General features: G+C 63.7%; 24 protein-coding genes and 1 tRNA gene. 15 read left to right on the forward strand and 10 right to left on the reverse strand.

Annotated features, from left to right (window positions below; genetic code table 11):
* Positions 1–20 precede the first annotated feature (20 nt).
* The gene (locus IF809_RS09460; RefSeq protein ID WP_462837440.1) at positions 21–1,202 is read right to left on the reverse strand and encodes a GNAT family N-acetyltransferase; all 1,182 of its coding nucleotides are present in this window, start codon (positions 1,200–1,202) and stop codon (positions 21–23) included.
* Positions 1,203–1,329: 127 nt separating this feature from the next.
* Here IF809_RS09460 and IF809_RS09465 point away from each other — a divergent pair, with 127 nt between their 5' ends.
* Positions 1,330–2,373: a polysaccharide deacetylase family protein gene (locus IF809_RS09465; protein WP_462837477.1), complete on the forward strand. Its 1,044-nt coding sequence runs from the start codon at positions 1,330–1,332 to the stop codon at positions 2,371–2,373.
* Here IF809_RS09465 and IF809_RS09470 read toward each other — a convergent pair.
* The gene (locus IF809_RS09470; RefSeq protein ID WP_128966584.1) at positions 2,370–2,591 is read right to left on the reverse strand and encodes a DUF2842 domain-containing protein; all 222 of its coding nucleotides are present in this window, start codon (positions 2,589–2,591) and stop codon (positions 2,370–2,372) included. The two genes, IF809_RS09465 and IF809_RS09470, sit on opposite strands and share 4 nt — an antisense overlap.
* 110 nt (positions 2,592–2,701) lie before the next feature.
* Here IF809_RS09470 and IF809_RS09475 point away from each other — a divergent pair, with 110 nt between their 5' ends.
* Entirely contained in the window at positions 2,702–3,784 is a 1,083-nt protein-coding gene (locus tag IF809_RS09475) for a COX15/CtaA family protein (RefSeq protein WP_453978637.1), read from the forward strand.
* On the opposite strand, the gene IF809_RS09480 is transcribed toward IF809_RS09475, so the two are convergent.
* From IF809_RS09480 to IF809_RS09495, 4 genes are all read right to left on the reverse strand, one after another.
* Positions 3,785–4,129, reverse strand: a complete 345-nt coding sequence (locus tag IF809_RS09480; RefSeq protein ID WP_462837441.1) for a hypothetical protein — start codon at positions 4,127–4,129, stop codon at positions 3,785–3,787. It abuts the gene before it with no gap.
* A 138-nt stretch (positions 4,130–4,267) separates the two neighbouring features.
* A complete protein-coding gene (locus IF809_RS09485) occupies positions 4,268–5,545 on the reverse strand; it encodes an O-acetylhomoserine aminocarboxypropyltransferase (protein ID WP_462837442.1) in 1,278 nt (425 codons plus the stop codon).
* Positions 5,546–5,683: 138 nt separating this feature from the next.
* The gene (locus IF809_RS09490) at positions 5,684–6,268 is read right to left on the reverse strand and encodes a CoA-binding protein (protein WP_128966581.1); all 585 of its coding nucleotides are present in this window, start codon (positions 6,266–6,268) and stop codon (positions 5,684–5,686) included.
* Between the two features lie 106 nt (positions 6,269–6,374).
* Positions 6,375–7,199 carry an enoyl-CoA hydratase gene (locus tag IF809_RS09495; RefSeq protein ID WP_164938726.1) on the reverse strand — a complete coding sequence of 275 codons (825 nt, stop codon included), beginning with the start codon at positions 7,197–7,199 and terminating at the stop codon, positions 6,375–6,377.
* Positions 7,200–7,284: 85 nt separating this feature from the next.
* Between IF809_RS09495 and IF809_RS09500 the strand changes: the two genes are divergently transcribed.
* The 6 genes from IF809_RS09500 (at position 7,285) to IF809_RS09525 (ending at position 10,960) form a co-directional block, all read left to right on the forward strand.
* On the forward strand, positions 7,285–7,713 hold the full coding sequence (locus IF809_RS09500; protein WP_092291872.1) for a PaaI family thioesterase: 429 nt from the start codon (positions 7,285–7,287) through the stop codon (positions 7,711–7,713).
* 158 nt (positions 7,714–7,871) lie between these two features.
* Positions 7,872–8,336 (forward strand): 50S ribosomal protein L13, encoded by a 465-nt coding sequence (rplM, locus tag IF809_RS09505; protein ID WP_128966579.1) that lies wholly within the window; start codon positions 7,872–7,874, stop codon positions 8,334–8,336.
* 2 nt (positions 8,337–8,338) lie between these two features.
* The gene (rpsI, locus tag IF809_RS09510; RefSeq protein WP_128966578.1) at positions 8,339–8,821 is read left to right on the forward strand and encodes a 30S ribosomal protein S9; all 483 of its coding nucleotides are present in this window, start codon (positions 8,339–8,341) and stop codon (positions 8,819–8,821) included.
* Positions 8,822–9,050: 229 nt separating this feature from the next.
* Entirely contained in the window at positions 9,051–10,271 is a 1,221-nt protein-coding gene (locus IF809_RS09515; protein ID WP_453997489.1) for a GGDEF domain-containing protein, read from the forward strand.
* Positions 10,272–10,328: 57 nt separating this feature from the next.
* Entirely contained in the window at positions 10,329–10,565 is a 237-nt protein-coding gene (locus tag IF809_RS09520; RefSeq protein ID WP_128966576.1) for a hypothetical protein, read from the forward strand.
* 98 nt (positions 10,566–10,663) lie between these two features.
* Positions 10,664–10,960, forward strand: a complete 297-nt coding sequence (locus tag IF809_RS09525) for an antibiotic biosynthesis monooxygenase family protein (RefSeq protein WP_025036647.1) — start codon at positions 10,664–10,666, stop codon at positions 10,958–10,960.
* A gap of 6 nt (positions 10,961–10,966) precedes the next feature.
* Here IF809_RS09525 and IF809_RS09530 read toward each other — a convergent pair whose 3' ends face one another.
* Complete coding sequence (locus IF809_RS09530; protein ID WP_164938725.1) at positions 10,967–12,139, reverse strand: AI-2E family transporter; 1,173 nt, start codon at positions 12,137–12,139, stop codon at positions 10,967–10,969.
* A 234-nt stretch (positions 12,140–12,373) separates the two neighbouring features.
* Between IF809_RS09530 and IF809_RS09535 the strand changes: the two genes are divergently transcribed.
* Together IF809_RS09535 and IF809_RS09540 are read left to right on the forward strand one after the other, a co-directional pair.
* On the forward strand, positions 12,374–13,147 hold the full coding sequence (locus tag IF809_RS09535) for a gamma-glutamyl-gamma-aminobutyrate hydrolase family protein (RefSeq protein ID WP_128966574.1): 774 nt from the start codon (positions 12,374–12,376) through the stop codon (positions 13,145–13,147).
* A gap of 98 nt (positions 13,148–13,245) precedes the next feature.
* Positions 13,246–13,857, forward strand: a complete 612-nt coding sequence (locus IF809_RS09540) for a hypothetical protein (RefSeq protein ID WP_128966573.1) — start codon at positions 13,246–13,248, stop codon at positions 13,855–13,857.
* A 213-nt stretch (positions 13,858–14,070) separates the two neighbouring features.
* On the opposite strand, the gene glnA is transcribed toward IF809_RS09540, so the two are convergent.
* Together glnA and IF809_RS09550 are read right to left on the reverse strand one after the other, a co-directional pair.
* Complete coding sequence (gene glnA / locus IF809_RS09545) at positions 14,071–15,480, reverse strand: type I glutamate--ammonia ligase (RefSeq protein WP_128966572.1); 1,410 nt, start codon at positions 15,478–15,480, stop codon at positions 14,071–14,073.
* Positions 15,481–15,630: 150 nt separating this feature from the next.
* A complete protein-coding gene (locus IF809_RS09550; RefSeq protein WP_007603495.1) occupies positions 15,631–15,969 on the reverse strand; it encodes a P-II family nitrogen regulator in 339 nt (112 codons plus the stop codon).
* 378 nt (positions 15,970–16,347) lie between these two features.
* Here IF809_RS09550 and IF809_RS09555 point away from each other — a divergent pair, with 378 nt between their 5' ends.
* The gene (locus tag IF809_RS09555) at positions 16,348–17,847 is read left to right on the forward strand and encodes an NAD(P)H-hydrate dehydratase (RefSeq protein WP_462837443.1); all 1,500 of its coding nucleotides are present in this window, start codon (positions 16,348–16,350) and stop codon (positions 17,845–17,847) included.
* The gene (locus tag IF809_RS09560; RefSeq protein ID WP_462837444.1) at positions 17,847–18,287 is read left to right on the forward strand and encodes a GNAT family N-acetyltransferase; all 441 of its coding nucleotides are present in this window, start codon (positions 17,847–17,849) and stop codon (positions 18,285–18,287) included. The genes IF809_RS09555 and IF809_RS09560 overlap by 1 nt, the downstream gene beginning before the upstream one ends.
* A 4-nt stretch (positions 18,288–18,291) precedes the next feature.
* On the opposite strand, the gene IF809_RS09565 is transcribed toward IF809_RS09560, so the two are convergent.
* Positions 18,292–19,596 carry a multicopper oxidase domain-containing protein gene (locus tag IF809_RS09565; RefSeq protein ID WP_462837445.1) on the reverse strand — a complete coding sequence of 435 codons (1,305 nt, stop codon included), beginning with the start codon at positions 19,594–19,596 and terminating at the stop codon, positions 18,292–18,294.
* A 154-nt stretch (positions 19,597–19,750) separates the two neighbouring features.
* Between IF809_RS09565 and IF809_RS09570 the strand changes: the two genes are divergently transcribed.
* The 3 genes from IF809_RS09570 (at position 19,751) to IF809_RS09580 (ending at position 22,332) form a co-directional block, all read left to right on the forward strand.
* Positions 19,751–19,835: transfer RNA gene (locus IF809_RS09570), tRNA-Leu, on the forward strand.
* 181 nt (positions 19,836–20,016) lie between these two features.
* Complete coding sequence (gene tig, locus IF809_RS09575) at positions 20,017–21,375, forward strand: trigger factor (RefSeq protein WP_462837446.1); 1,359 nt, start codon at positions 20,017–20,019, stop codon at positions 21,373–21,375.
* Between the two features lie 321 nt (positions 21,376–21,696).
* A complete protein-coding gene (locus tag IF809_RS09580) occupies positions 21,697–22,332 on the forward strand; it encodes an ATP-dependent Clp protease proteolytic subunit (RefSeq protein ID WP_128966567.1) in 636 nt (211 codons plus the stop codon).
* The last annotated feature ends 180 nt before the right edge of the window (positions 22,333–22,512 follow it).

Below are 22,512 nucleotides of genomic sequence, written 5' to 3' on the forward strand. Positions count from 1 at the left end.
TGCGGGAGAGGGTGGGCCTGCTACCCGAACGCCTGCCGCAGTCTGCGGGCCAGGTCGAACAGCATCTGGTTCTGCTTCACCAGTCGCTTGCCATGATTGAGCGAAGACATCGCCATCGCCGCAAATTTGCCACGTGATGTCAGCGGGACGAAGCTGTCGAAGATCTCCTCATCGTCCTTGCAGAACATCCGCTTGTATTCGTCCGTGCCGATGCCGAGGTCGAGTGACCGGTAGCCGCGCTCGGCGTAACGGTCGATGATGTAGCGCACCAGAATCAGGCCGGGGCTATAGCGGGCGTGCTCCGACATCGTGTAGGTGTTGAACATCATCGAGAAGCGCTGCCCGTCCGCGACGCCGGCGAAGATTGCGATCACTTCCTCGTCGCATTCGAGCGCATGGATGTCGATGACGCGCCCTTCGCCGCGCGGCGCGAGGCAGGCGCTGCGGATGAAATGCTCGACCCCCGGCTCGGCAAAGACGTTTGGCAGCTTCTGCTCCGCCATCCGCGCCGGCTTGACGCGGAAGAACCAGTCGAGCAGGCGCGTGATGTCCGCGTCCGTTGTCGCGAGGTGGTAGCGATAGCCGGCGAGCGGCTGGAGCTTCTTCTCCTTGCTCTTGAGCCGGCGGCGCAAGGAGTTGCTGATCCGCGATGCGGGTGGACCGCCGGGCTCCATCAGCAGCAGTGGGCAGCCATTGACGGCACTTTGCTGCGGCAGGAGCGCGAACGGGTTTTGCTGGTCGTTCCAGCGTTTGGGTTGCTGTGTCAGCGAGAGAACGTCGACCTGATCACGCAGCGAGGCGAACAGCATGTCGAGATCGGCGGAGAGGGCCTCTGCCGCGAACTCGGCGCTCCACAGCCCCATGTTGAAGGTCGGGTGCTTGCCGCCCATGAAGCAGGCCGTCCGCACGCCGTGGCCCTGGCGCAGTGCGAGCGGCAGCAAGGCGAGCGGCCTGCGTTCGGCATCGCGGGCAATCACGATAAAGGGACTGGCGCCTTCGCGTTCTCCGACCGATCGTTGCCAGGAGCCCAGCAGATCGAAGCGCTGATAGGGCGTGAACAGGTGTCCGGGCTCTTCGAGGGCGCGCCACACCGGCTCGGCCTCGGCGATGTCGCCGATGATGTCGACATGGGCGATACGGCTCGCTTCGGACCGCGCTGGCGATTCTGCCGTCCGGCTTTGCATCGCCGCAGCTATGGTCATCCGCGAAACCTGTCGAGAAAGCAAAAATACGTATTTCGGCCTGTGGCCGACCTTTGCAAACAAATGTCAACAAAAGGTAATGACAATGGCGGGGGGAACCGCCGCCGGCAAATGCGAAGGTGGGATAGTGGCACCCGGTGACGGATGGCTGGAGCGGTTGCGGCTCGAACTGGCCTGGTTCACCGGCCAGCCCCTGCTGCGCAGCCGTGGCGCCGGGGCGATCCTACGCTTTCAGCACGTACGACCACGGCGGAGCGGCGCGTTCCAGCCGCTGCGCCAACACGAGATCACGCCGGATTTTCTCGATCGTGCCATACGCGCGCTGAAGCGCTGGAACTACGAGTTTCTCGGTATGGACGAGGTCTGCCGGCGCGCGGTGACGCTGCCCGAGAAGCGGCGCTTCGTGGCGCTCACCTTCGATGGCGCGAGCAAGGACCTGATCAGCTTTGCCTATCCGGTGCTGGCGCGCCATGCCGTGCCGTTCACGCTCTACATTCCCACGGCCTTTCCCGACGGTGTCGGCGAGGCGTGGTGGCTCGGGCTCGAGCAGGTGATCGCGCGCGAGAGCCGCATCAGCCTGATGATGGGCGACAGGGAGCAGCGCTTCACCGTCACGGAGAACGCTGCGAAGCGGGCGCTGTTCTCGTTCCTCGAGAGGTGGCTGCGCTCGCTGCCGCCGGCGGATTTGTCAATTGCGATCGCCGATCTCTGCACGCGCTACCGGATCGATCTCGCGGCACTCTCGCGCGAGGCGTCGATGGATTGGGAGGATCTGGCGAGGTTAGCTGCCGATCCGCTCGTCACGATCGGCAGTGCGACCGTGAACTATCCCGGCCTCGCCAACATGAAGGATGCGGCCGCGCTGCGCGAGATGACGATGGGCAAGGCAGTGGCGGAAGCCGCCTTTCGCCGCGAAGTCAGGCATCTGGCGTTTCCGTTCGGCGATCGCTCTTCATTTCGGCGGAGTCACGTCGTGATGGCGGAACAGGCCGGCTTTGTCAGCGCGGTGTCGACGATCCCCGGCATCGTGGATACGGAGGGGCGAACCAACCTGCACGCGCTGCCGCGGATTGCCTGGAACGGACGGGTGCGCTCGCTGCGCATGATGCGGGTGCTGGTATCAGGTGTTGCCTTCGCGCCGGTGAAACCAGCGCTACGAGCTAGCAGCTAAGAACGGGATTTGGCACGGTCGGGCCGCTGCATCCAGCTCACGATCGGCATCGCCGGCAGCACCCAGCCCATGCCGACCACCACATAATAGATCGCCTGTCGCCAGCCGGATTCGGCGATCCACGGCATCTGCGCCGCCGCCATGCCGAGCAGGGCCCAGACGGTGGCAAGCACCAGCAGCAGGATGGCACCGAGGAACTTGCGGGTGCGGATCGTCATGGCGGGGACTTTACAGCTTTCGCGTAACTTGCGCTGCGGAAGCGGGGGACTATAAGGGGCACGCAATCCGGTTCAAGTCTCTTAGTCACAAGGCTTGGTTTGTCCCTGAAATGACGACGAATTTTGCTCCGACCAACCCCCATCGCGCCGTACGCTGGTGGCTGATCTCCGTGGCCGCCCTGATCGCGCTGATGGTGCTGGTCGGCGGCGCGACGCGGCTGACGGAATCCGGTCTCTCCATCGTCGAGTGGAAGCCCGTGACGGGCAGTGTTCCGCCGCTCTCGGAAGCGGCGTGGACCGACGCCTTTGAGGCCTACAAGAAGATTCCGCAATATCGCGAGCTCAACGCGGGCATGAGCCTGTCCGAGTTCAAGCAGATCTTCTGGTGGGAGTGGAGCCATCGCCTGCTCGGCCGGTTCATCGGCGTCGCCTATCTGCTGCCATTCCTGTTCTTCCTGTGGCGCGGCGGTCTGGCGAGCGAGTTGAAGCGGCGGCTCTGGCTGCTGTTCGCGCTTGGCGGGCTTCAAGGCGCGGTCGGGTGGTGGATGGTGGCTTCGGGCCTCTCCGAGCGCGTCGAAGTGTCGCAATATCGGCTGGCGACGCATCTGGTGCTGGCCCTGCTGATCTTCGCCGGCATCGTCTGGACGGTACGCCGGCTTGCCGAGCGGCCGCAGCTTGCGGTCCCGGCGCGGCTGCGGTTCACGAGCGCGGTGCTGGTGATCCTGACCTTCATCCAGATCTATTTCGGTGCGCTGGTGGCGGGCCTGCGCGCCGGGCGCGCCTACAACACCTGGCCCGCGATCGACGGCGCGTTCATTCCGTCCGCGGAGCGGCTGTGGTTCGAGACGCCGTGGTGGCGCAACATGTTCGACAACGTGCTGACGGTGCAGTTCGAGCACCGCATGACGGCCTATGCGCTGTTGGTGCTGGTGGCGCTGCACGCTTTCGATGCGGTGCGCTCGCGCGCAGGCGCAGCCGTGCGCGGCGCGCTCTGGCTGCTTGGGGCGGTGAGCCTGCAAGCCGTGCTCGGCATCCTGACGCTGCTCAACCAGGTGCCGATCGATCTGGCGCTTTCGCACCAGGCGGTCGCGATCGTTGTGCTGACTCTAGCGGTGATGCAGGCGGAGCGGCTGGCGTCGCGACAATCCGCCGAGACGCAGCCGCGCGCGGTCCCGGCGGGACAGCCCGGCTGATCAGCAATAGCCGTAGACGCCGCACGCGTAGGGCAGGCGCCAGAAGTAGTCGACCTGTTTCCCGCCGTAATACGAACCCTGATAGTCGTAGTCCCAAGGGCGACCGTAATAGCCGGGCAGGGTATGGGAACCCGGCAACAGCGGGGTGCCGGGCAGGTTGTGGATGTAGCTGCCGAGGCCATAGGCCGGCGAGATCAGCGCATCCGGATCGGTCTCGACATAGACCTTTGGCGCTTGCTGGGGCGGTGCGGCGGCCCGCCGCTTCGGGTGGGCCGCCAAGTCGGCCGCAGATGCGGCTGAAACCGTCAGCATCACCGCCAGGGCAGGCACCATCCAGCGCAGCATCATCGGCTCCGAATCAAAGGGCGATCCAAAGTCGATGTATGCGGCAGATGTTGTTAACGACTGTTAACTGCAGCCACGCTGGCGCGGAGCCTCCAAACCAGCGCCAGATCTGGTGTGGATGGAGACTGGTGGAACTCGTTACGCCAGCGCCTGCTCCAGGTCCGCAATCAGGTCTTCCTTGTCCTCGATCCCGATCGAGAGCCGCACCACGTCGGGGCCGGCGCCGGACTTGATCTTGGCCGCGTCGTCGAGCTGGCTGTGCGTCGTCGAGGCCGGGTGGATCACCAGCGAGCGGGTGTCGCCGACATTGGCGAGGTGCGAGAATAGCTGCAGTTTCGAGACCAGCTTTACGCCGGCGTCATAGCCGCCCTTGAGGCTGAAGGTGAACACGGCGCCCGCGCCCTTTGGCGCATATTTGCGCGCGAGCTGGTTGTACTTGTCGCTGGCGAGACCGGCATAGTTGACCGAGGACACCGCGGGATGGGCCGCAAGGAATTCGGCGACCGCCCTGGCATTGTCGCAGTGCTTTTGCATCCGCAGCGGCAGCGTCTCGATGCCGGTGAGGATCATGAAGGCATTGAACGGCGACAGCGCCGGACCGAGGTCGCGCAAACCCAACACCCGGCAAGCGATGGCGAAGGCGAAATTGCCGAACGTTTCCTGCAGCCGGATCCCGTGATATTCCGGCCGCGGCTCTGACAACATCGGATATTTGCCTGACGCGGACCAGTCGAACGTACCGGCATCGACGATGATGCCGCCGAGCGAGTTGCCGTGACCTCCCAAGAACTTCGTCAGCGAGTGCACGACGATGTCGGCGCCGTGGTCGATCGGGCGGATCAGATAGGGCGAGGCCAGCGTGTTGTCGACGATCAAGGGCACGCCAGCCTTGCGCGCCACCGTCGAGATCGCCTCGATGTCGGTGATGCTGCCGGCGGGATTGGCGATGGATTCGATGAAGATCGCCTTCGTGCGCGGCGTCACCGCGCGCTCGAAGCTGGCGATGTCATCAGGATCGGCCCACACCACGTTCCAGCCGAAGCTCTTGAACGCATGCGTGAACTGGTTGATCGAGCCGCCATAGAGTTTTCGCGCGGCGATGAACTCGTCGCCGGGCTGCAGCAATTGCTGCAGCACCACGACTTGCGCGGCATGGCCCGAGGCCACCGCGAGCGCGGCGGTGCCCCCTTCGAGCGCGGCGACGCGCTCTTCCAGTACGGCGTTGGTCGGGTTGCCGATGCGGGTATAGATGTTGCCGAACGCCTGCAGGCCGAACAGCGAGGCGGCATGGTCGGCATCGTTGAAGACGAAGGATGTCGTTTGATAAATCGGCGTCGCGCGCGCACCGGTGGTCGGGTCGGGTTGTGCACCGGCATGCACGGCGAGGGTGGAAAATCCCGGAAGGCGATCGCTCATTGATTGCGTCCTGTTCTTGTGGCTTGAAATCGCGCGGCATGCTGATGGGCGCCGTGCTCCCCGTCAAGGCGCCGCGTCACTTCGGAACGATCGTGCTACGCATCGACACGTTCACGAAACGAATGCTTCGCAATTGCGTCAGCTTTGCTCGCTCTTGTTTTTGGCCGCGCGATCCGAGGCTGCGGTATCGCCGCCGCCGACACTCATCCGATTGAGGGATAGACGCATGCCCTGCGTCGGCGCCGGTGCGCGCTTGGAGCTCAGCGTCCGCGAGTTGACGCCCATCCAGGAGATTTCGGACGACAAACGGCCATATTCGATCTTGGGGCAGCGGTTCATCACGACCTTGATGCCGGCGGCCTCGGCCTTTTCCGCCGCCGCATCGTCACGCGCGCCGAGCTGCATCCAGATGACCTTCGGCAGTGGATCGAGCGCGAGAGCCTCCTCGACCACGGGCATGATGTGACTGGAGTTGCGGAAGATGTCGATCATGTCGACGGGACGGCCGATGTCACGCAACGAGGCGACGAAGGGCGCGCCGAGCAGGTCCTTGCCGACATGGCCGGGATTGATTGGAATCATATCGTAGCCGCGCTGCGCCAGGTATTTGAAGGCAAAATAGCTCGGCCGCACGTTGACCGGCGAGGCTCCGACCATCGCGATCGACTTCACGCTGTTGAGAATGGCGCGGATGTAATTGTCGGGATAGGCGTCGTGATTCATTTGTCGTTCTTCTTCCTTGTCATTGCGAGAAGCGAAGCGACGAAACAATCCAGTGTGTTCGCGTGGAGGGATGCCGGATTGCTTCGCTTCGCTCGCAATGACGGGACTACTCATCCCGCCAGGTCGGCGTGCGCTTTTCGATGAAGGCGTTGATGCCTTCCTCGGCATCCCGCGCCATCATGTTCTCGGTCATCACCTCTGCCGCATAGCGATAGGCATCTGCAAGGCTCATCTCGGCCTGGCGATAAAACGCCTCCTTGCCGAGCTTGACGGTGTAGGCGGATTTCAGCGCGACCTTTTCCGCCAGCGCAATCGCGGCGTCGCGCTCGGTACCGGCGGCGACCACGCGGTTGACGAGACCGATCTCGCGCGCGCGTGCGGCCGGGACGGGCTCGCCGGTCAGCAGCATTTCCATGGCCTGCTTGCGCGGCACATTGCGCGACAGCGCCACCATCGGCGTCGAGCAGAACAGGCCGATGTCAACGCCGGGCGTGGCAAAGTGTGCGGCTTCCGACGCGATCGCGAGATCGCAGCTTGCCACAAGCTGGCAACCGGCCGCGGTCGCGATGCCCTGGACGGCTGCGACCACGGGCTTGGGTAGATGCACGATCGCCTGCATCATCGCGCTGCAGGCATTCATCGTCTCGGCGAAGAAGGCACGGCCGCGATCGGGGTCGGTGCGGCGCGCGGTCAGCTCCTTCATGTCGTGGCCGGCCGAGAAGGCAGGTCCGTTGGCCGCGAGCACGACGCCGCGGACCGCCTTGTCGCGGCCGATATCGTTCAGGGCGGCATGCAGGCTCGCGATCATCGCCGTCGACAGGCTGTTCCGCGCGGCCGGCCGGTTGAGGGTCAACACCGCGATTGGGCCGACCATTTCGCGCAGCAGAATTGGCTGAGACGGGGAGGGGGCGCGGGCGGCCTGGCCGGACATTGGAGCGTTTCCGATTGGATTATTACAGTGAGATGATGCAGATAACCTAATGCAGCAGGCGACGCGACGCGAGGGTGGGAACAGCATGGCATTAGCGAAAATGAGCGTGGCGGAGCTCGAGCAGTTTCTCCGTGACGAATTTCCCCAAGCCTTCAGCGGCGACGACATCACGATCGAGAGCGCGGACGGCCAGACCTCCCTTCTGCGCCAGCGCTACAGTGAACGGATGCTGCGGCCGGGTGGAACCGTGTCCGGCCCGACCCTGATGGCCTTGGCCGATTTCGCCATGTACGTGGTGCTGCTGTCGGCGATCGGACCGATCGGGCTTGCAGTCACCACCAATCTCAACATCAACTTCCTGCGCAAGGGCCAGCCCGGGCAAGACGTGCTGGCGGAAGCCCGGCTGCTCAAGCTCGGCAAACGCCTGGCGGTCGGGGAGGTGAACCTGTTATCGGGCACGTCGCCCGATCCGATCGCCCATGTCACATCGACCTACTCCATTCCAAATATTTGACCTTTTTGCAGGTAATATCGCACCTTATTTATAAGTAACTGATTTAATTGAAATAAATTCCACTGCCGGGCATTGACCGTTGCGCGTCTCTTCTCTAGAAACCCGCGCAGTCCGGTGCGGTGTTCGCGCCGATATCTCCCGTCCACGGAAATTCTGACATGAAAACCTTTTCGGCAAAGCCGGCCGAGGTGACGAAGAAGTGGGTGCTGATCGACGCCAAGGGTCTGGTCGTCGGCCGTCTCGCCACCATCGTCGCCATGCGCCTGCGCGGCAAGCACCTCCCGACCTACACCCCGCACGTTGATTGCGGCGACAACGTCATCATCATCAACGCCCAGCATGCAGTCCTCACCGGCCGCAAGCGCGAACAGAAGACCTATTTCAAGCACACCGGCTATGTCGGTCACGTCAAGGAGCGCACCGCGCGCCAGATCCTCGAAGGCAAGCATCCCGAGCGCGTGCTCGAGAAGGCCGTCGAGCGCATGATCCCGCGTGGTCCGCTCGGCCGCGTGCAGATGGGCAACCTCCGCGTTTACGGCGGTGCCGATCACCCGCACGAAGCCCAGACGCCCGAGAAGCTCGACATCGCCAAGTTGAACCGCAAGAACACGAGGGCCGCATAATCATGGCCGAATCCATCCAGTCGCTCGACCAGCTCTCGCAGCTCAAGACCGCTGCCGCGACACCCGATGCGCCCAAGCACGAGAAGAAGGTCGACAAGTTCAACCGCGCCTACGCCACCGGCAAGCGCAAGGACGCGGTCGCCCGCGTCTGGATCAAGCCGGGCGCCGGCAAGGTCACCGTCAATGCGCGCGAGGTCGAGGTCTATTTCGCCCGTCCGGTGCTGCGCATGATGATCGAGCAGCCGTTCTCCGTTGCCCAGCGTTCGGGCCAGTACGACGTGATCTGCACCGTCGCCGGCGGCGGCCTCTCCGGTCAGGCTGGCGCTGTGCGTCACGGCATCTCCAAGGCTCTGACCTATTTCGAGCCGGAGCTGCGCAGCGTGCTCAAGAAGGGCGGCTTCCTCACGCGCGACTCCCGCGTGGTCGAACGTAAGAAGTACGGCAAGGCCAAGGCCCGCCGGTCCTTCCAGTTCTCGAAGCGTTAATCGCTTCGGTCACATTCGCCGCGAAAGCGGCCTCAATGAGATGCAAAAAGGCGCTGATTTCAGCGCCTTTTTTGTTGTTCGTTTGTATGCAAATTGCGCGCGTGTTTCCCGAAAACTTGGGCTCGCGTGAAAACCTGAATGGAACTCGGCGGACATAGCGTCGCAGCTGGAAGGGCGCGCAAATCGGCTGGGCCGATCGCGTAACTGCTATGTTCAAGAGGGGGCCGACATGATGTCGCTCGATAGCATCACGCTCTATTTGGTCGCCACCATGGTCGCCGCATTGCTCGGCGCCATGATGGTGTTTTTCGGCAAGCAGGAGAACAGCCCCGCGCTGAAATGGTGGGGTACGGCCTATCTGCTCGGCGCCGCCTCCGTCGCGTTGTGGACCGCGACGGGCGACAAGCTCGGCCCCTACCTCTCACTTGCCTTGAATGCGGTTGGCTTCGTCGCTTGCGGCATGGTGTGGAATGCGGCGCGCGTCTTCCATGGTCGCAAGCCGAACTGGCCCGGTCTGGTGCTGGGGGCGATCGCGTGGGTCGCGACGGTGATGCTGCTCGATCCCACGGCGTCGATGCTGCGCATGATCATCGGCGCCGGCATCGTTTCCATCTATGCGGCCCTGACCGCAGGCGAGCTCTGGGTCGAACGGCGCAAGAGCCTGCAACGTCGCTGGCCGGCCTTTGTCGTGCCCGTCATGCACGGCTGCGCGTTGATGCTGCCGATCCTGCTCGGCAGCTTTCTGCGCCCGAACGACGCCGGCTTCGCCACCAGCGTCTGGGTCACCGTTTTCGCGGTCGAGCTCGTGCTCTATGCCGTCGGCACCGTCTTCGTGATCTTCATGCTGGTGTCCGAGCGCACTGTCACCGCGCACCGCACCGCGGCGTCAACCGATCCGCTCACGGGCATGCTCAACCGCCGCGGCTTCTCGGAAGCCTGCGCGCGAATGATCGATCGCGAGGCCAAGGGCGGCCGACCCGTCACCGTGATGATCTTCGACATCGACCATTTCAAGTCGATCAACGACCGCTTCGGTCATCCCGCCGGTGACGAGATGCTGAAGCTGTTCTCGACCGTCGTCGTCAACAATTTGCGCATCTCGGACTTGTCGGGCCGCATCGGCGGCGAGGAGTTCGCCGCGCTGCTGCCGTGTGCGCTCGAAGAGGGCGTGCTGGTCGCCGAGCGCGTGCGCGAGGCATTCGAGATGTCAGGCGTCGTGGTCGACGAAGGCCCGGTCGACACCACCGTCAGCATCGGCGTGGCCGGCGGTCCGGCCGGTACCGAGCTCGAGGTGCTGCTCGCCTCGGCCGACACCGCGCTGTACCAGGCCAAGCGCGGCGGCCGTAACCGTGTCGAGGCGGCGGAAGAGCTGCCGTTGTCGCTGGAGAACTGGCGCCGTCAGAGCGCTGCGCGGATCGGTGTACCGAAGACGCAGCCGGCCACGGCCTGAAGCGAGCGGTCTTCGCGGTAATCTTCTGTTTACCATTCGGTTCCTACCATTGCGGTCATGGAATCGATCCGTCGACAGAACCCGCAAGCTGCCCTGATGTCGCTCGAAGCCCACGCCGCTTCGGCGCGCGGTGGCTTCGCCTGCCTGTTCTCGACCGCGGACGAGTACGAGACGGCTCTCATTGCCGAGCGCCGCGCCCAGGGGCGCTACGCGCAAAGGCGCAGCTACTGGCCGGTCGTATTGTTTGTCGGTTGTGCACTCGTCATCGCGGGCACCGTGCTGCTGTTTGCCTGAGAGCGCCGCATTTTCGGTCGGGCAGGGCGCCGTTTCGACGCCTTTTTCTTTGCTTCCGGCTGCGCTAGATGTGGCCATCAAACAAAGGGCGGAAACCGATGATCACCGAGATCGCGCAAATCGACGTCAAGCCGGGCAGCGAGAAGGACTTTGAGGCAGCCGTCGCCAAGGCCAAGGCGGCCTTCGGCCGCTCCAAGGGCTTTCACGGTTTCGAACTGCACAAGTCGATCGAGAAGCCGCAGCGCTACCGGCTGATGGTGAAATGGGCGACGCTGGAGAACCACACGGTCGATTTCCGCGGCTCCGAGAATTTCACCGAATGGCGCGGCCTTGTCGGCCAGTATTTTGCCGCGCCCCCGGAGGTCGAGCACACGGAGACCGTGCTGACGACCTGATCGCGATCAGGCCGCCTTGTCGAGAGGCACCTCATACGTCTTGAAATGATCGATCATCACCTTGGCGATGGCGACGAGTGGCAGCGCCAGCGCCAGGCCCCAGATGCCGAAAACGACGCCGAGCAGGATCTGGAACGCGAACAGCGTGGCCGGCGGGATGTCCAGCGCTTGACGCTGGAGCAGCGGCGTCAGCACATAGCTCTCCATCGCGTGCACGCCGAGGAACAGGATCAACGCCGATAGTGCCGGGATCCAGCCGGAGGCAAGGCTCGCCAGCACCACGACGACGCCGGCGATGATGGCGCCGACGGTCGGGATGAAGGCGAGCAGGCCGGCCTGGATCCCCAGAATGAACGGGCCGGGGATTCCGATGATGGCAAGCCCGATCCAGGTCACCACGCCGACCGCGAGCATGACGATGATCTGCGCGATCAACCAGCGTTCCAGCGTCTCGCCGATACGGTCGATGATCAGGGTCGCACGGAGGCGATGCTTCGCTGGCGCGAGGAACAACAGGCCATCGTGATAGATGCTGGGCTGAGCGGCAAAGGACAGGCCCAGAAACAGAACGATGAAGATGTTTCCCACGCCGTGGATGGTGCCAAGCAGCAGCTTGAAGGTCTGGCTCACGATCGCTCCTCCGCTGGAGGCCAGCGCGTCAGCACCGGGCAAGGGACCGCGCGGGGGCGTCGCCGGCGAAGGCGTCGGGGCCGATGATGGATTGGCTGCAGCGTCAGATGCACCATTGCCAAAATCGAAGAAGCTTGTGTCGATCCCGTGGTTATCCAGGAAGGACTTTACATTGCCGATCTGCGACTTGATGGTGTTGCTGAGCAGCGAGGCCTGCTCGGCGATGGTTGCGCCGCCGAGATAAGCTGCCCCCGCCAGCAGGGCGGCAAGCGCGGCGCAGACGATTGCGAGCCGCACGGCATGTGGCAGCCGGACGTGGCGACCCAGCGCGCCCGTCAGCGCGTTGAGCCCGAGGCCGAGCAGCATCCCCGCGAATATCAGGAGCAGGGTGGCGGCAAAGTACCAGGTGAAGACCAGGGCCCCGGTGAAGAGCACGACAGCGATGCCGCCGACGGCAATGGCCCAAGCCAGGTCTCGAGGCACATCTCGAGCGGCGTCCCGGGCCGGATCTGAGCGGGTCTGGGGCTGTTCATCTCTGGAGGCGGTCACATCTTGTCCTTTTCGGGTCGGACGCACTCTTTCGTGAAATCTGAGCGGGGATCAAGCCGGGGCCGTGCGCCGGATTGAGGCGCTAAGGTCGTCTGAGGTCAAGGCTGCCGGCGTGCGGGGCCTTGGAAGCCGATTTGCGCAAAAATAGCATTGCCGTCCCGCGATCCCCTCTGTTGAATTTGTTCCATTCGAGGGGCATCTTCGGAGAATCTTCTTGCTGGAGGTCGGAACGGGATGAGAAAGCCGGTCGTCGGCGTGATCGGGAACGCCCATCGCGTCGAAAATCGATTTCAGGTCCAGATGGTCGGCGAGCGCAATTTGCGCGCCGTGGCTGAGGTCTCCGGCGGCCTGCCGCTGATGTTCGCGGGCTCCCCTGACATCACCGACATCGCCGCGCTGCTCGATACGGTCGACGGCATCGTGCTCACCGGGGCCCGCGCCAACGTGCATCCGACCCGCTTCAACGTCGATCCCTGCGAGAAGCACGAGCCCTACGACATCCATCGCGACGAGGTCGCGCTGGCGCTTTCAGTCGCCTGCGTGTCCCGCGGCATTCCGCTGTTCGGCATCTGCCGGGGGCTGCAGGAGATGAACGTCGCCTTCGGCGGCTCGCTGCACCCCGAGATCCGCGAAATTCCCGGCCGCATGAACCACCGCATGCCCCGGCTCGAGAATGGCGAGATCCATCCCGATCCGACCGTCGTGTTCGCCGACCGTCATGACGTCGACCTGACGCCGGGCGGCGCATTCGCCAAGCTACTCGGCTGCGAGAAGATCCGGGTGAATTCGCTGCACGGGCAGGGCATCCTCGATCCCGGCAAGCGCGTGCTGATCGAAGGCGTCGCCGAGGACGGCACTATCGAGGCGATCCGTATCGCGGAGGCCCCGACCTTCGCGCTTGGCGTGCAATGGCATGCCGAATACGACCCGCAGCGCAATCCGATCAATCGAAAGCTGTTCGAGGCTTTTGGCGAGGCGATGGTGGCGAAACAGAGGGCGGCGGCGTAGGCCAAGCCTCGTCGTTCTGACCTCATCGTCGGAGAATTGTGCCGAGCGGACGTCGCGCGTTAGGCTCCAGACTGAATCGTCTGATTGGAATCAATTCGATGTCACGCAGCGCCGCCCTCACGGCTCTTGTCCTGCTCGCGTCTCCCGCACTCGCCCAGACCTCGCCGCCGCAGGAAGGCGCGATCACCTGCGCTTCGCCGGTGTCTTCAGATGATACGGAACGGAGCCTGAAGCAGCGCTACGGCAACGATGCCGAGATGCAGGACCTCTCGGGCGCGGAGGGTGAGACCTACAAGGGACTCGTGCTGTTTCCGAAAGCGATGGACCGCCGCATCGAGATCTCCTTCTCCGAGGACAACGCCAAGCGCGCTTCCGGCTTGACCTTGCGGGACACCGCCAGGGCCAGCCGCTGGAAGGTCAGCGGGATCACCATCGGATCGAGCCTCGCCGACGTGCAGAAGGCCAACGGCAAACCGTTCATGGTGGCTGGCTTCGAATGGGACTATGGCGGCTTCGTCACGGACTGGAAGGGCGGCGCGCTCGGTCGCCCGATGCAAGGCGGCTGCACCGTGACGATCCGCTTCGACAGGAAGTCCGGCGCGCCGAAGTCGCTGCTGGGCGATGGCGTGAAGGTCGCTTCCGACAACGCCACGCTGACGAAATGGGCTCCAGTAGTAGTGGAGATCGGGGTGAATTTTCCCGGCAAGTAAGTAATCGACGAACTGTGCTCGCGGCATAAACCAATCGGTAGGAATTGCTGCGCTCCGATTTTCTCGATTCCGATTCGTTCTTTGAGAACGAAGTGGAGTCAGATGCAGAACGAAAGTGATGGGCTGTCGCAGCTCCTCTCATCCCGCGATCGTCGCAAAAACAAAAGGACGCCCCAAGGGGCGCCCTTCGCGTGTCATGGTCGTTCGAGCCACTTAGCCCGAATAGTACATCTCGAACTCGACCGGGTGCGGGGTCATCTCGAAGCGGGCGACTTCGGTCATCTTCAGCTCGATGTAAGCGTCGATGAAGTCGTCGTCGAACACGCCGCCGGCCTTGAGGAAGCCGCGGTCCTTGTCGAGGTTCTCCAGCGCCTCGCGAAGCGAACCGCAGACGGTCGGGATCTGCTTCAGCTCTTCCTTCGGCAGGTCGTAGAGATCCTTGTCCATCGCCGGACCCGGATCGATCTTGTTCTTGATGCCGTCAAGGCCGGCCATCAGCATCGCGGCAAAGCCGAGATAGGGATTGGCCATCGGATCGGGGAAGCGCACCTCGACACGCTTGGCCTTCGGCGAAGCGGTGTAGGGGATGCGGCAGGAAGCCGAACGGTTGCGCGCGGAGTAGGCGAGCAGCACGGGGGCCTCATAGCCGGGGACCAGACGCTTGTAGGAGTTGGTCGACGGGTTGGTGAAGGCGTTGATCGCCTTGGCGTGCTTGATGATGCCGCCGATGTAATGGAGGCAGGTCTCCGACAGGTCTGCGTACTTGTTGCCCGCGAACACCGGCTTGCCGTCCTTCCAGATCGACTGGTGCACGTGCATGCCCGAGCCGTTGTCGCCATAAACCGGCTTCGGCATGAAGGTGGCCGTCTTGCCGTAGATATGCGCGACCTGGTGGATGCAGTACTTGTAGATCTGCATGTGGTCGGCCATCAGCGTCAGTGTGTCGAACTTCATGCCGAGCTCGTGCTGGGCGGAAGCGACCTCATGGTGATGCTTCTCGACCTTGACGCCCATCTTGGCCATGGCGCCGAGCATCTCCGAGCGCATGTCCTGCACGGAGTCCTGCGGGGGAACGGGGAAATAGCCGCCCTTGGTGCGGATGCGGTGGCCGAGATTGCCGCCTTCATATTCGGTGTCGGAGTTGATCGGCAGCTCCGAGGAGTCGAGGCGGAAACCGGTCCTGTAGGGATCGGACGAATAACGCACGTCGTCGAACACGAAGAACTCGGCTTCGGGGCCGACGAACACGCTGTCACCGACGCCCATCGACTTCACCATGGCCTCGGCCTTCTTGGCGATGCCGCGGGGGTCGCGGTTGTAGGGCTCGCCGGTGGTCGGCTCGAGCACGTCGCAGGTGATGACCATGGTGGTCTCGGCGAAGAACGGATCGATCGTCGCGGTCACCGGATCGGGCATCAGGCACATGTCGGACTCGTTGATCGCCTTCCAGCCGGCGATCGAGGAGCCGTCGAACATCGTTCCTTCGGCGAAAATGTCCTCATCGATCATGCTGACGTCGAACGTCACGTGCTGCCACTTGCCGCGCGGATCGGTGAAGCGCAGGTCGACGTATTTGACGTCGTTGTCCTTGATTGATTTCAGGACGTCTTTGGCGGTCTTCATGCATACCCCTTTTGGCTCTGCGGGTCGGTTTCCAGATGAGCAGATTCGTTCTCGCTTTCGGCGAGTTGGCGCAACCGCACAAACGAAATCAGGCCGCCGAAGCAGCCTTTTTTCTTTCAGAGTGTCGCAAAATGCGGGATAGCACCCGGCTCAGATAGCGTCCAGCCCGGATTCGCCGGTTCGGATGCGGATCGCCTCTTCGATGTTGGAGACGAAAATCTTGCCGTCGCCAATGCGTCCGGTTTGCGCGGCACGGCGGATCGCATCGATCGCGCGCTCCACCAGGTCGTCGCCGATGACGATCTCGATCTTCACCTTCGGCAGGAAGTCGACGATGTATTCTGCGCCGCGGTAAAGTTCGGCATGACCCTTCTGCCGACCAAACCCCTTGGCCTCGGTGACGGTGATGCCCTGAAGGCCGACTTCCTGAAGCGCTTCCTTCACCTCGTCGAGCTTGAACGGCTTGATGATGGCTTCGATTTTCTTCACTGCGCGCCTCCCGGCCTTTCGATCAAATAGCAACGTCTTCGTCAGGATGCGCTTTTCTTAACGCACGATCTTGTCTTCGCTATGCCGGGACCTGACCCGCCCGGCAACAACGGCCGGCCATACCCAGACATGCCAGTGAGCACGACAAACCGAAGCGGCTTCCTCGAAAGCAGGGTCTATGCCAAGTTGCAAATGCCCTGATTATTGGAGCGTTATCAGCCTTTTAACGAGCATCTCTGATAGGTTGAACCGGTCGGCTCAAAATACCGCAGACTACGAAATAGGCAAACGGTTCAATATCTGTGCAATCAGATGTTCCGGAAGCCGGATCGGCACGGAATGTGCCTGTTGAAAAGGCGTTTGGACCAGGGAAGTGGCATGGAAGTTCTAACCACCGCCGAGATGCAGCGGGCTGATCAACTCAGCATCACGGCCGGCACGCCCGGCTTCAAGCTGATGCTGAGTGCCGGCCAAGCGGTCGCGGAAGCCGCCAGCGCGCTGGTGGAGGAGGGGCCGATCCTGATCGTCGCCGGCCCCGGCAATAACGGCGGTGACGGTTTTGTCGCAGCCGCCGAGCTTGCCGCGCAAGGGCGCGAGGTCTCGGTGATCCTGATGTGCGAGCGCGATCAGCTGCAGGGCGATGCGGCGTCGGCCGCGCGCGGCTGGAAGCATCCTGTGCTGCCGTTCAATCCGCAGGCGATCGGAAGACCCGCGCTGATCATCGATGCGCTGTTCGGCGCGGGCCTTAGCCGCAGCGTCGACGGCGAGGCGCGCGCGATGATCGAGGCGATCAATGCCAACGGTGCCCCGGTGCTGGCCGTCGATTTGCCGAGCGGCATCAACGGGACCAGCGCGGCCGTCATGGGGGTGGCGGTCAATGCCGAGGAGACCGTCACCTTCTTCCGCAAGAAGCCCGCGCATTTGCTGCTGCCCGGGCGAATGCATTGCGGTCGCGTGCGCGTCGCCGACATCGGCATCGATGCGCAGGTGCTCGAGGAGATCGCGCCGCAGACCTTCGAGAACGATCCGGATTGCTGGGGCGCGGCCTTTCCTGTGCCGCGTATCGACGGACACAAATATGCACGAGGCCATGTGCTGGCGGTATCGGGCGACGCCGCTGCGACCGGCGCGGCGCGGCTCGCCGCCCGCGGGAGCTTGCGCGCCGGTGCGGGCCTCGTGACACTCGCAACCCCGCGCGATGCGCTCGCGATCAACGCGGCCGCGCTGACGGCGGTGATGGTTCGCCCCGTGGACACCGCGGTCGAGTTCGGCGAACTGCTTGGCGACATCAGGTACAACACCTGCATGATCGGCCCGGGGGCCGGCGTCGGCGAGCGCACCTGCGACATGGTCCACACCGCGCTCACTGCGCAGAGGCATCTGGTGCTGGATGCCGATGCGCTGACGAGCTTTGCCGCCAAGCCGGAGCGGCTGTTTGAATCGATCAAGTCCTCGCAGGATAATGCCGTGGTGCTGACGCCGCACGAAGGCGAATTTCCGCGCCTATTCTCCGACCTCAGCAACAAAACGCCAGGCCGCTCGAAGCTGGAGCGCGTGCGCGCGGCCGCCGAACGCTCCGGCGCCGTCGTGCTGCTGAAGGGGCCGGACACCACAATTGCTGCTCCTGACGGCCGTGCCAGCATCGCCGCCAATGCGCCGCCCTGGCTTGCGACCGCTGGCGCCGGCGATGTGCTTGCCGGGATCATCGCCGGGCTCTTGGCGCAGGGTGTTCCGGCATTCGAAGCTGCCAGCATTGGCGTCTGGATGCACGGCGAGGCCGCGAGCGAAGCTGGGCCGGGGCTGATCGCGGAGGATCTCACCGAGACGCTGCCGGCCGTGCACCGGCGGATCTATAACGCTCTCGGGATCGAGTACTGATGCTGAGGCCCCTCGCGCTCCCCGATATGGGCGCAGCGGCGCAAGTTCATCGCCTCGCATTCGACCAAGCGATGCCGTGGCTGGTCGGGCTGCACACGCCGGACCAGGATCGCTGGTTCTACCGCGAGCGCGTCTTTCCGACCTGTCACGTCTGGGGGCATTTTGACGGCGTTGAGCTCGGTGGGACCATCGCCTTCCGTGACGGCTGGATCGAGCAGCTCTACGTCCGTCCGGATCTGCATGGCCGCGGCATCGGCACCGAACTCCTCAACGTCGCCAAAGGCGCCAACGAGCGGCTCGAGCTCTGGACCTTCCAGCGCAACGCGCCAGCGCGCCGCTTCTACGAGGCGCGCGGGTTCACGTTGGCCGAGCAGACCGACGGAGCGCGGAATGAGGAGAAGGAGCCCGATGCGCGCTACGTTTGGGCTCGCGCCGGCTGATCGTTCATTCCACTCCGTACCAGCGCACCAACCGCGGTGCGGCCCAATCGGTCACGACCGATTCGATCAGCCATCGTCCCGGCGAGGTTGCGGCGAAGGCGATGCGCTGGATCTGGCCGGGCTCGATGGCGAGCGTGTCGAGCCAGTACGGCTTCCAGCCTTCGTCGAGCCGGTCGAGCAGGCGGAAATGGTGGCCGTGCAGATGAAACACCGTGGTTGCAGGGGCGGGGTTTCTCACGGCCAGCACGACGGTGCGACCCGCCCTGGCCCGGAATGCGGGAGTCGAGGCGGTGGAGAAATTGGCCGGCCGGGTCCAACCGGCTTCCGCTGCCCCGAGCGTGAGATCGAACCGCAGGGCGCCTTTCAAGTCGAGTTTGTCGGGAAGATCATTCGGCGGGAGTGGCCGTGGCGGCGGTAGCGCCGCGCGCCGGTCCAGCTTGCCTGAGACAGCGAGGTGCCCGATCGGGCGGGCCTCCTTGCCATCATGAAGCACCAACGCGGCGGATGTGGCCGCATCCACGAAGGCATCGGCGCGGGCGCCGGGGGCCAGGATCAGGGCGCCGTTGCGGGCCGGGAAGGGCTCGGCGGGCTGGCCGTCCAAGGCCATCACCTGGACCTCGTGGCTCTCCAATTTGATCGCCAGAACAGAGCGTTGCGACCCGTTGATGAAGCGCAGCCGCAGCCGCTCGCCGGCCTCGGCTGAGAGGTCGAATGAAGTTCGGCCGTTCAGGGTGTAGAGCGGGGTCGTATCTTTGGGATCCTGGCCCGGCGGAATCGCGGTGCCGTCCCGCTGGAGGCGCCACTCCTCGATCAGCAGAACCTCGTCGCGATCGACGGCGACCGGCCCGGTTTCGGCGGCGATGATCGGAAGCGGGCGCGCGGGCTGCTTCAGCCGGTCCTCAAAGAGGCGGAAGTCGGCTACGAGGGTCCCGGCGCTTGGTATTGAAATAATTGATCTTTCGGTTGCGTCCGGAGCGGCAGGGGGCCGCCCCCGCAAGTGATCGGCCAGGTCAGCGCTGTCAAGGCCGTACCAGACCGGCGCAAGCGGTACGGGCAGGGCGTTCCGGAAGGTCACCTCGCAGCGGTCAAAGCGCTTGAGATGAACGTTGCCGAGGTGACTTACGGCGGCCAGCTCCCAGATCGGTGCAGGAGGCTGATCCGGCCTCAGGGCCAGCGTCGCCTGTCGGGCCTGGAGGGCAAGCTGGGCGGTTGTCACCGGCGTTGCGCCGCCGCCCAACAGGCCCGCAGCGGAGGCCGTCAGGCCGGCCAAAACCTCACGTCTGTTCGGGGCGAAAATCCGCGATTTCATGGTCCGATCCGGATCATGCGACGCTGGATAAGTCCAGCCGTCATGCCTACTTGAAGCCTGCCTCCATCAGGCCATTTTTTTGCTGCGAACAGTCGGGCACATGCTATAAGCCCGGCCGCCCGCGGCATCGCGGCCGGTCTTGATGCAAATTCACGCGGGCGTGGCGGAACTGGTAGACGCGCTGGATTTAGGTTCCAGTGACGAAAGTTGTGGGGGTTCGAGTCCCTCCGCCCGCACCAAGCGCTTATCGCGTTTGCACGGATTACCGAAGGGCCACGCTCTGCGCGGATGTTTTGTCCGTCCGGAGCAAGGCTCTGATGAACCACCGGTGTTGAGGCGTTCGCCTCGCGCCGGACCGATTGATGACAGCGTCCCGACGCGGATAGCGTGCGGGACCGAACGAAAAGAAGATTGGACGCCATGCAGGTCACAGAAACCCTTTCGGAAGGCTTGAAGCACGAGTTCAGGATCAGCGTTCCCGCGTCTGATCTCGACGCAAAGGCTGGCGCCAAGCTCGTCGACCTCAAGGACAAGGTGCGCCTCAACGGCTTCCGTCCCGGCAAAGTGCCCGTCACTCACCTCAAGAAGGTCTACGGCCGCTCGGTGATGGCCGAGACCATCGACCAGACCATCCGCGACACCAACACCCAGCTGTTCTCCGAGCGCGGCTTCAAGCTTGCGACCGAGCCGAAAATCACCATGCCGTCCGAAAAGGACGAGGTCGAGGAGCTGCTGAACGGCAAGTCCGACCTGACCTATACCGTCGCGATCGAGGTCGTGCCGGCGATTGCGCTCGCCGATTTCAAGACCTTCCAGGTCGAGAAGCCCGTCGCCGACGTCTCCGATTCGGACGTCGACGAGGCGATCAAGCGCATCGCCGACAGCAACCGCACCTATGCCGCCAAGGGTGAGGACGCCAAGGCCGCCTCCGGCGACCGCGTCACCATCAATTTCAAGGGTACCATCAACGGCGAAGCCTTCGAGGGTGGCGCCGGCGAGGGCATCCAGGTCGTGATCGGCTCCAACACCTTCATCCCGGGCTTCGAGGAGCAGCTCATCGGCATTGGCGCCAACGAGACGCGCACGCTGAAGGTCTCGTTCCCCAAGAATTACATGAGCGAGAAGCTCGCCGGCCAGCCAGCCGAGTTCGAGACCACCGCGACGCTGATCGAGGCGCCGCAGGATCTCGCGGTCGACGACGAGTTCGCGAAGACGCTCGGCCTTGAATCGCTGGACAAGCTCAAGGAAGCCGCGCGCGAGCGGCTCACGGCCGAGTACGCCGGTGCGACGCGCCAGCGCGTCAAGCGCGCGCTGCTCGATCGTCTCGACGAAGCGCATCGCTTCGAGGCGCCGCCTTCGCTGGTCGAGGAGGAGTTCAATCTGATGTGGAACTCGGTCAAGGCCGAGATGGACTCCGCCGGCAAGACATTTGCCGACGAGGACACCACCGAAGAGAAGGCCAGGGAAGAGTACCGCAAGATCGCCGACCGCCGCGTGCGTCTTGGTCTCGTGCTCTCCGAGATCGGCGAGAAGAACAAGATCACCGTGACCGACGACGAGGTCGGCCGCGCCGTGATCGAGCGCGCGCGCCAGATGCCCGGCCGCGAGAAGGAAGTCTGGGACTATTATCGCAACAATGCCCAGGCGCTGGCCCAGCTTCGTGCGCCGATCTACGAGGACAAGGTCGTCGATTTCATCCTCGAGCTCGCCAATGTCACCGAGAAGAAGGTCTCGCGCGAGGACCTGTACAAGGACGACGAGGAAAAGACTGCGGCCTGAAGGCCTTGAGCAATCCTTGTCTTGAGAAAGCCTTCTATTAAGGATGATCCGCGAACAGGCTCAGCTAGCCAGATGGCCGGCTGGGCCTTTTTGCCAGAATCAGCTTCAAGTGCCGCAAAGGGGGTCGACGGATTAAGCCTTAATTCGCTCCACACTTGTCTGGCGCGAATTGCGCTATATCTGTCGGTACCTACGCGTTCTACCTCTACCCACTTCCTGCATCACGGGACGTCCATCGGCCTTCCGGCACATCCAGTCCGACTGGCAGCCAAGAACTGCAGCCAAGACTGGCGATGTCCGCCTCTAAACCCTAGGTGACTCATGCGCGATCCGGTTGAAACCTACATGAACCTCGTGCCCATGGTGGTCGAGCAGACCAACCGTGGCGAGCGCGCCTACGACATCTTCTCGCGCCTGTTGAAAGAGCGCATCATCTTCGTGACCGGCCCGGTCGAGGACGGCATGTCGACGCTGATCGTCGCACAGCTGTTGTTCCTGGAAGCGGAAAATCCGAAGAAGGAGATCTCGATGTACATCAACTCGCCGGGCGGCGTGGTGACGTCGGGTCTTGCGATCTACGACACCATGCAGTTCATCCGCCCGCCGGTCTCGACGCTGTGCACCGGCCAGGCTGCATCGATGGGCTCGCTGCTGCTGACCGCCGGCGAGAAGGACATGCGCTTCTCGCTGCCGAACGCGCGCATCATGGTGCACCAGCCCTCCGGCGGCTTTCAGGGCCAGGCCACCGACATCATGCTGCATGCGCAGGAAATCCTGAATCTGAAGAAGCGGCTCAACGAGATCTACGTGAAGCACACCGGCCAGACCTACAAGACGATCGAGGACGCGCTGGAACGCGACAAGTTCCTGACGGCCAACGACGCCAAGGAGTTCGGCCTGGTCGACAAGGTCATCGACAAGCGCGCCGAAGAGGCCACGCCCGCGAAGGCCCCGTAGCACTACCGGAACTGCAACATTGATCCCCAGGATTATGGGGGATCGCCAGCACGGCGTTCACGTTAAGGACGCGTTCGCGAGGGCGCAAAAGCCAGTTTTGCGCCCTGCGGCAGGCAGAAAGTTCCGCTTTCGTGCTTGTTTTTCGTGGCAATCCAGCAACGCCGGGGTGATTTCGGTCAC

This window comes from Bradyrhizobium sp. UFLA06-24 (genome assembly GCF_054967145.1).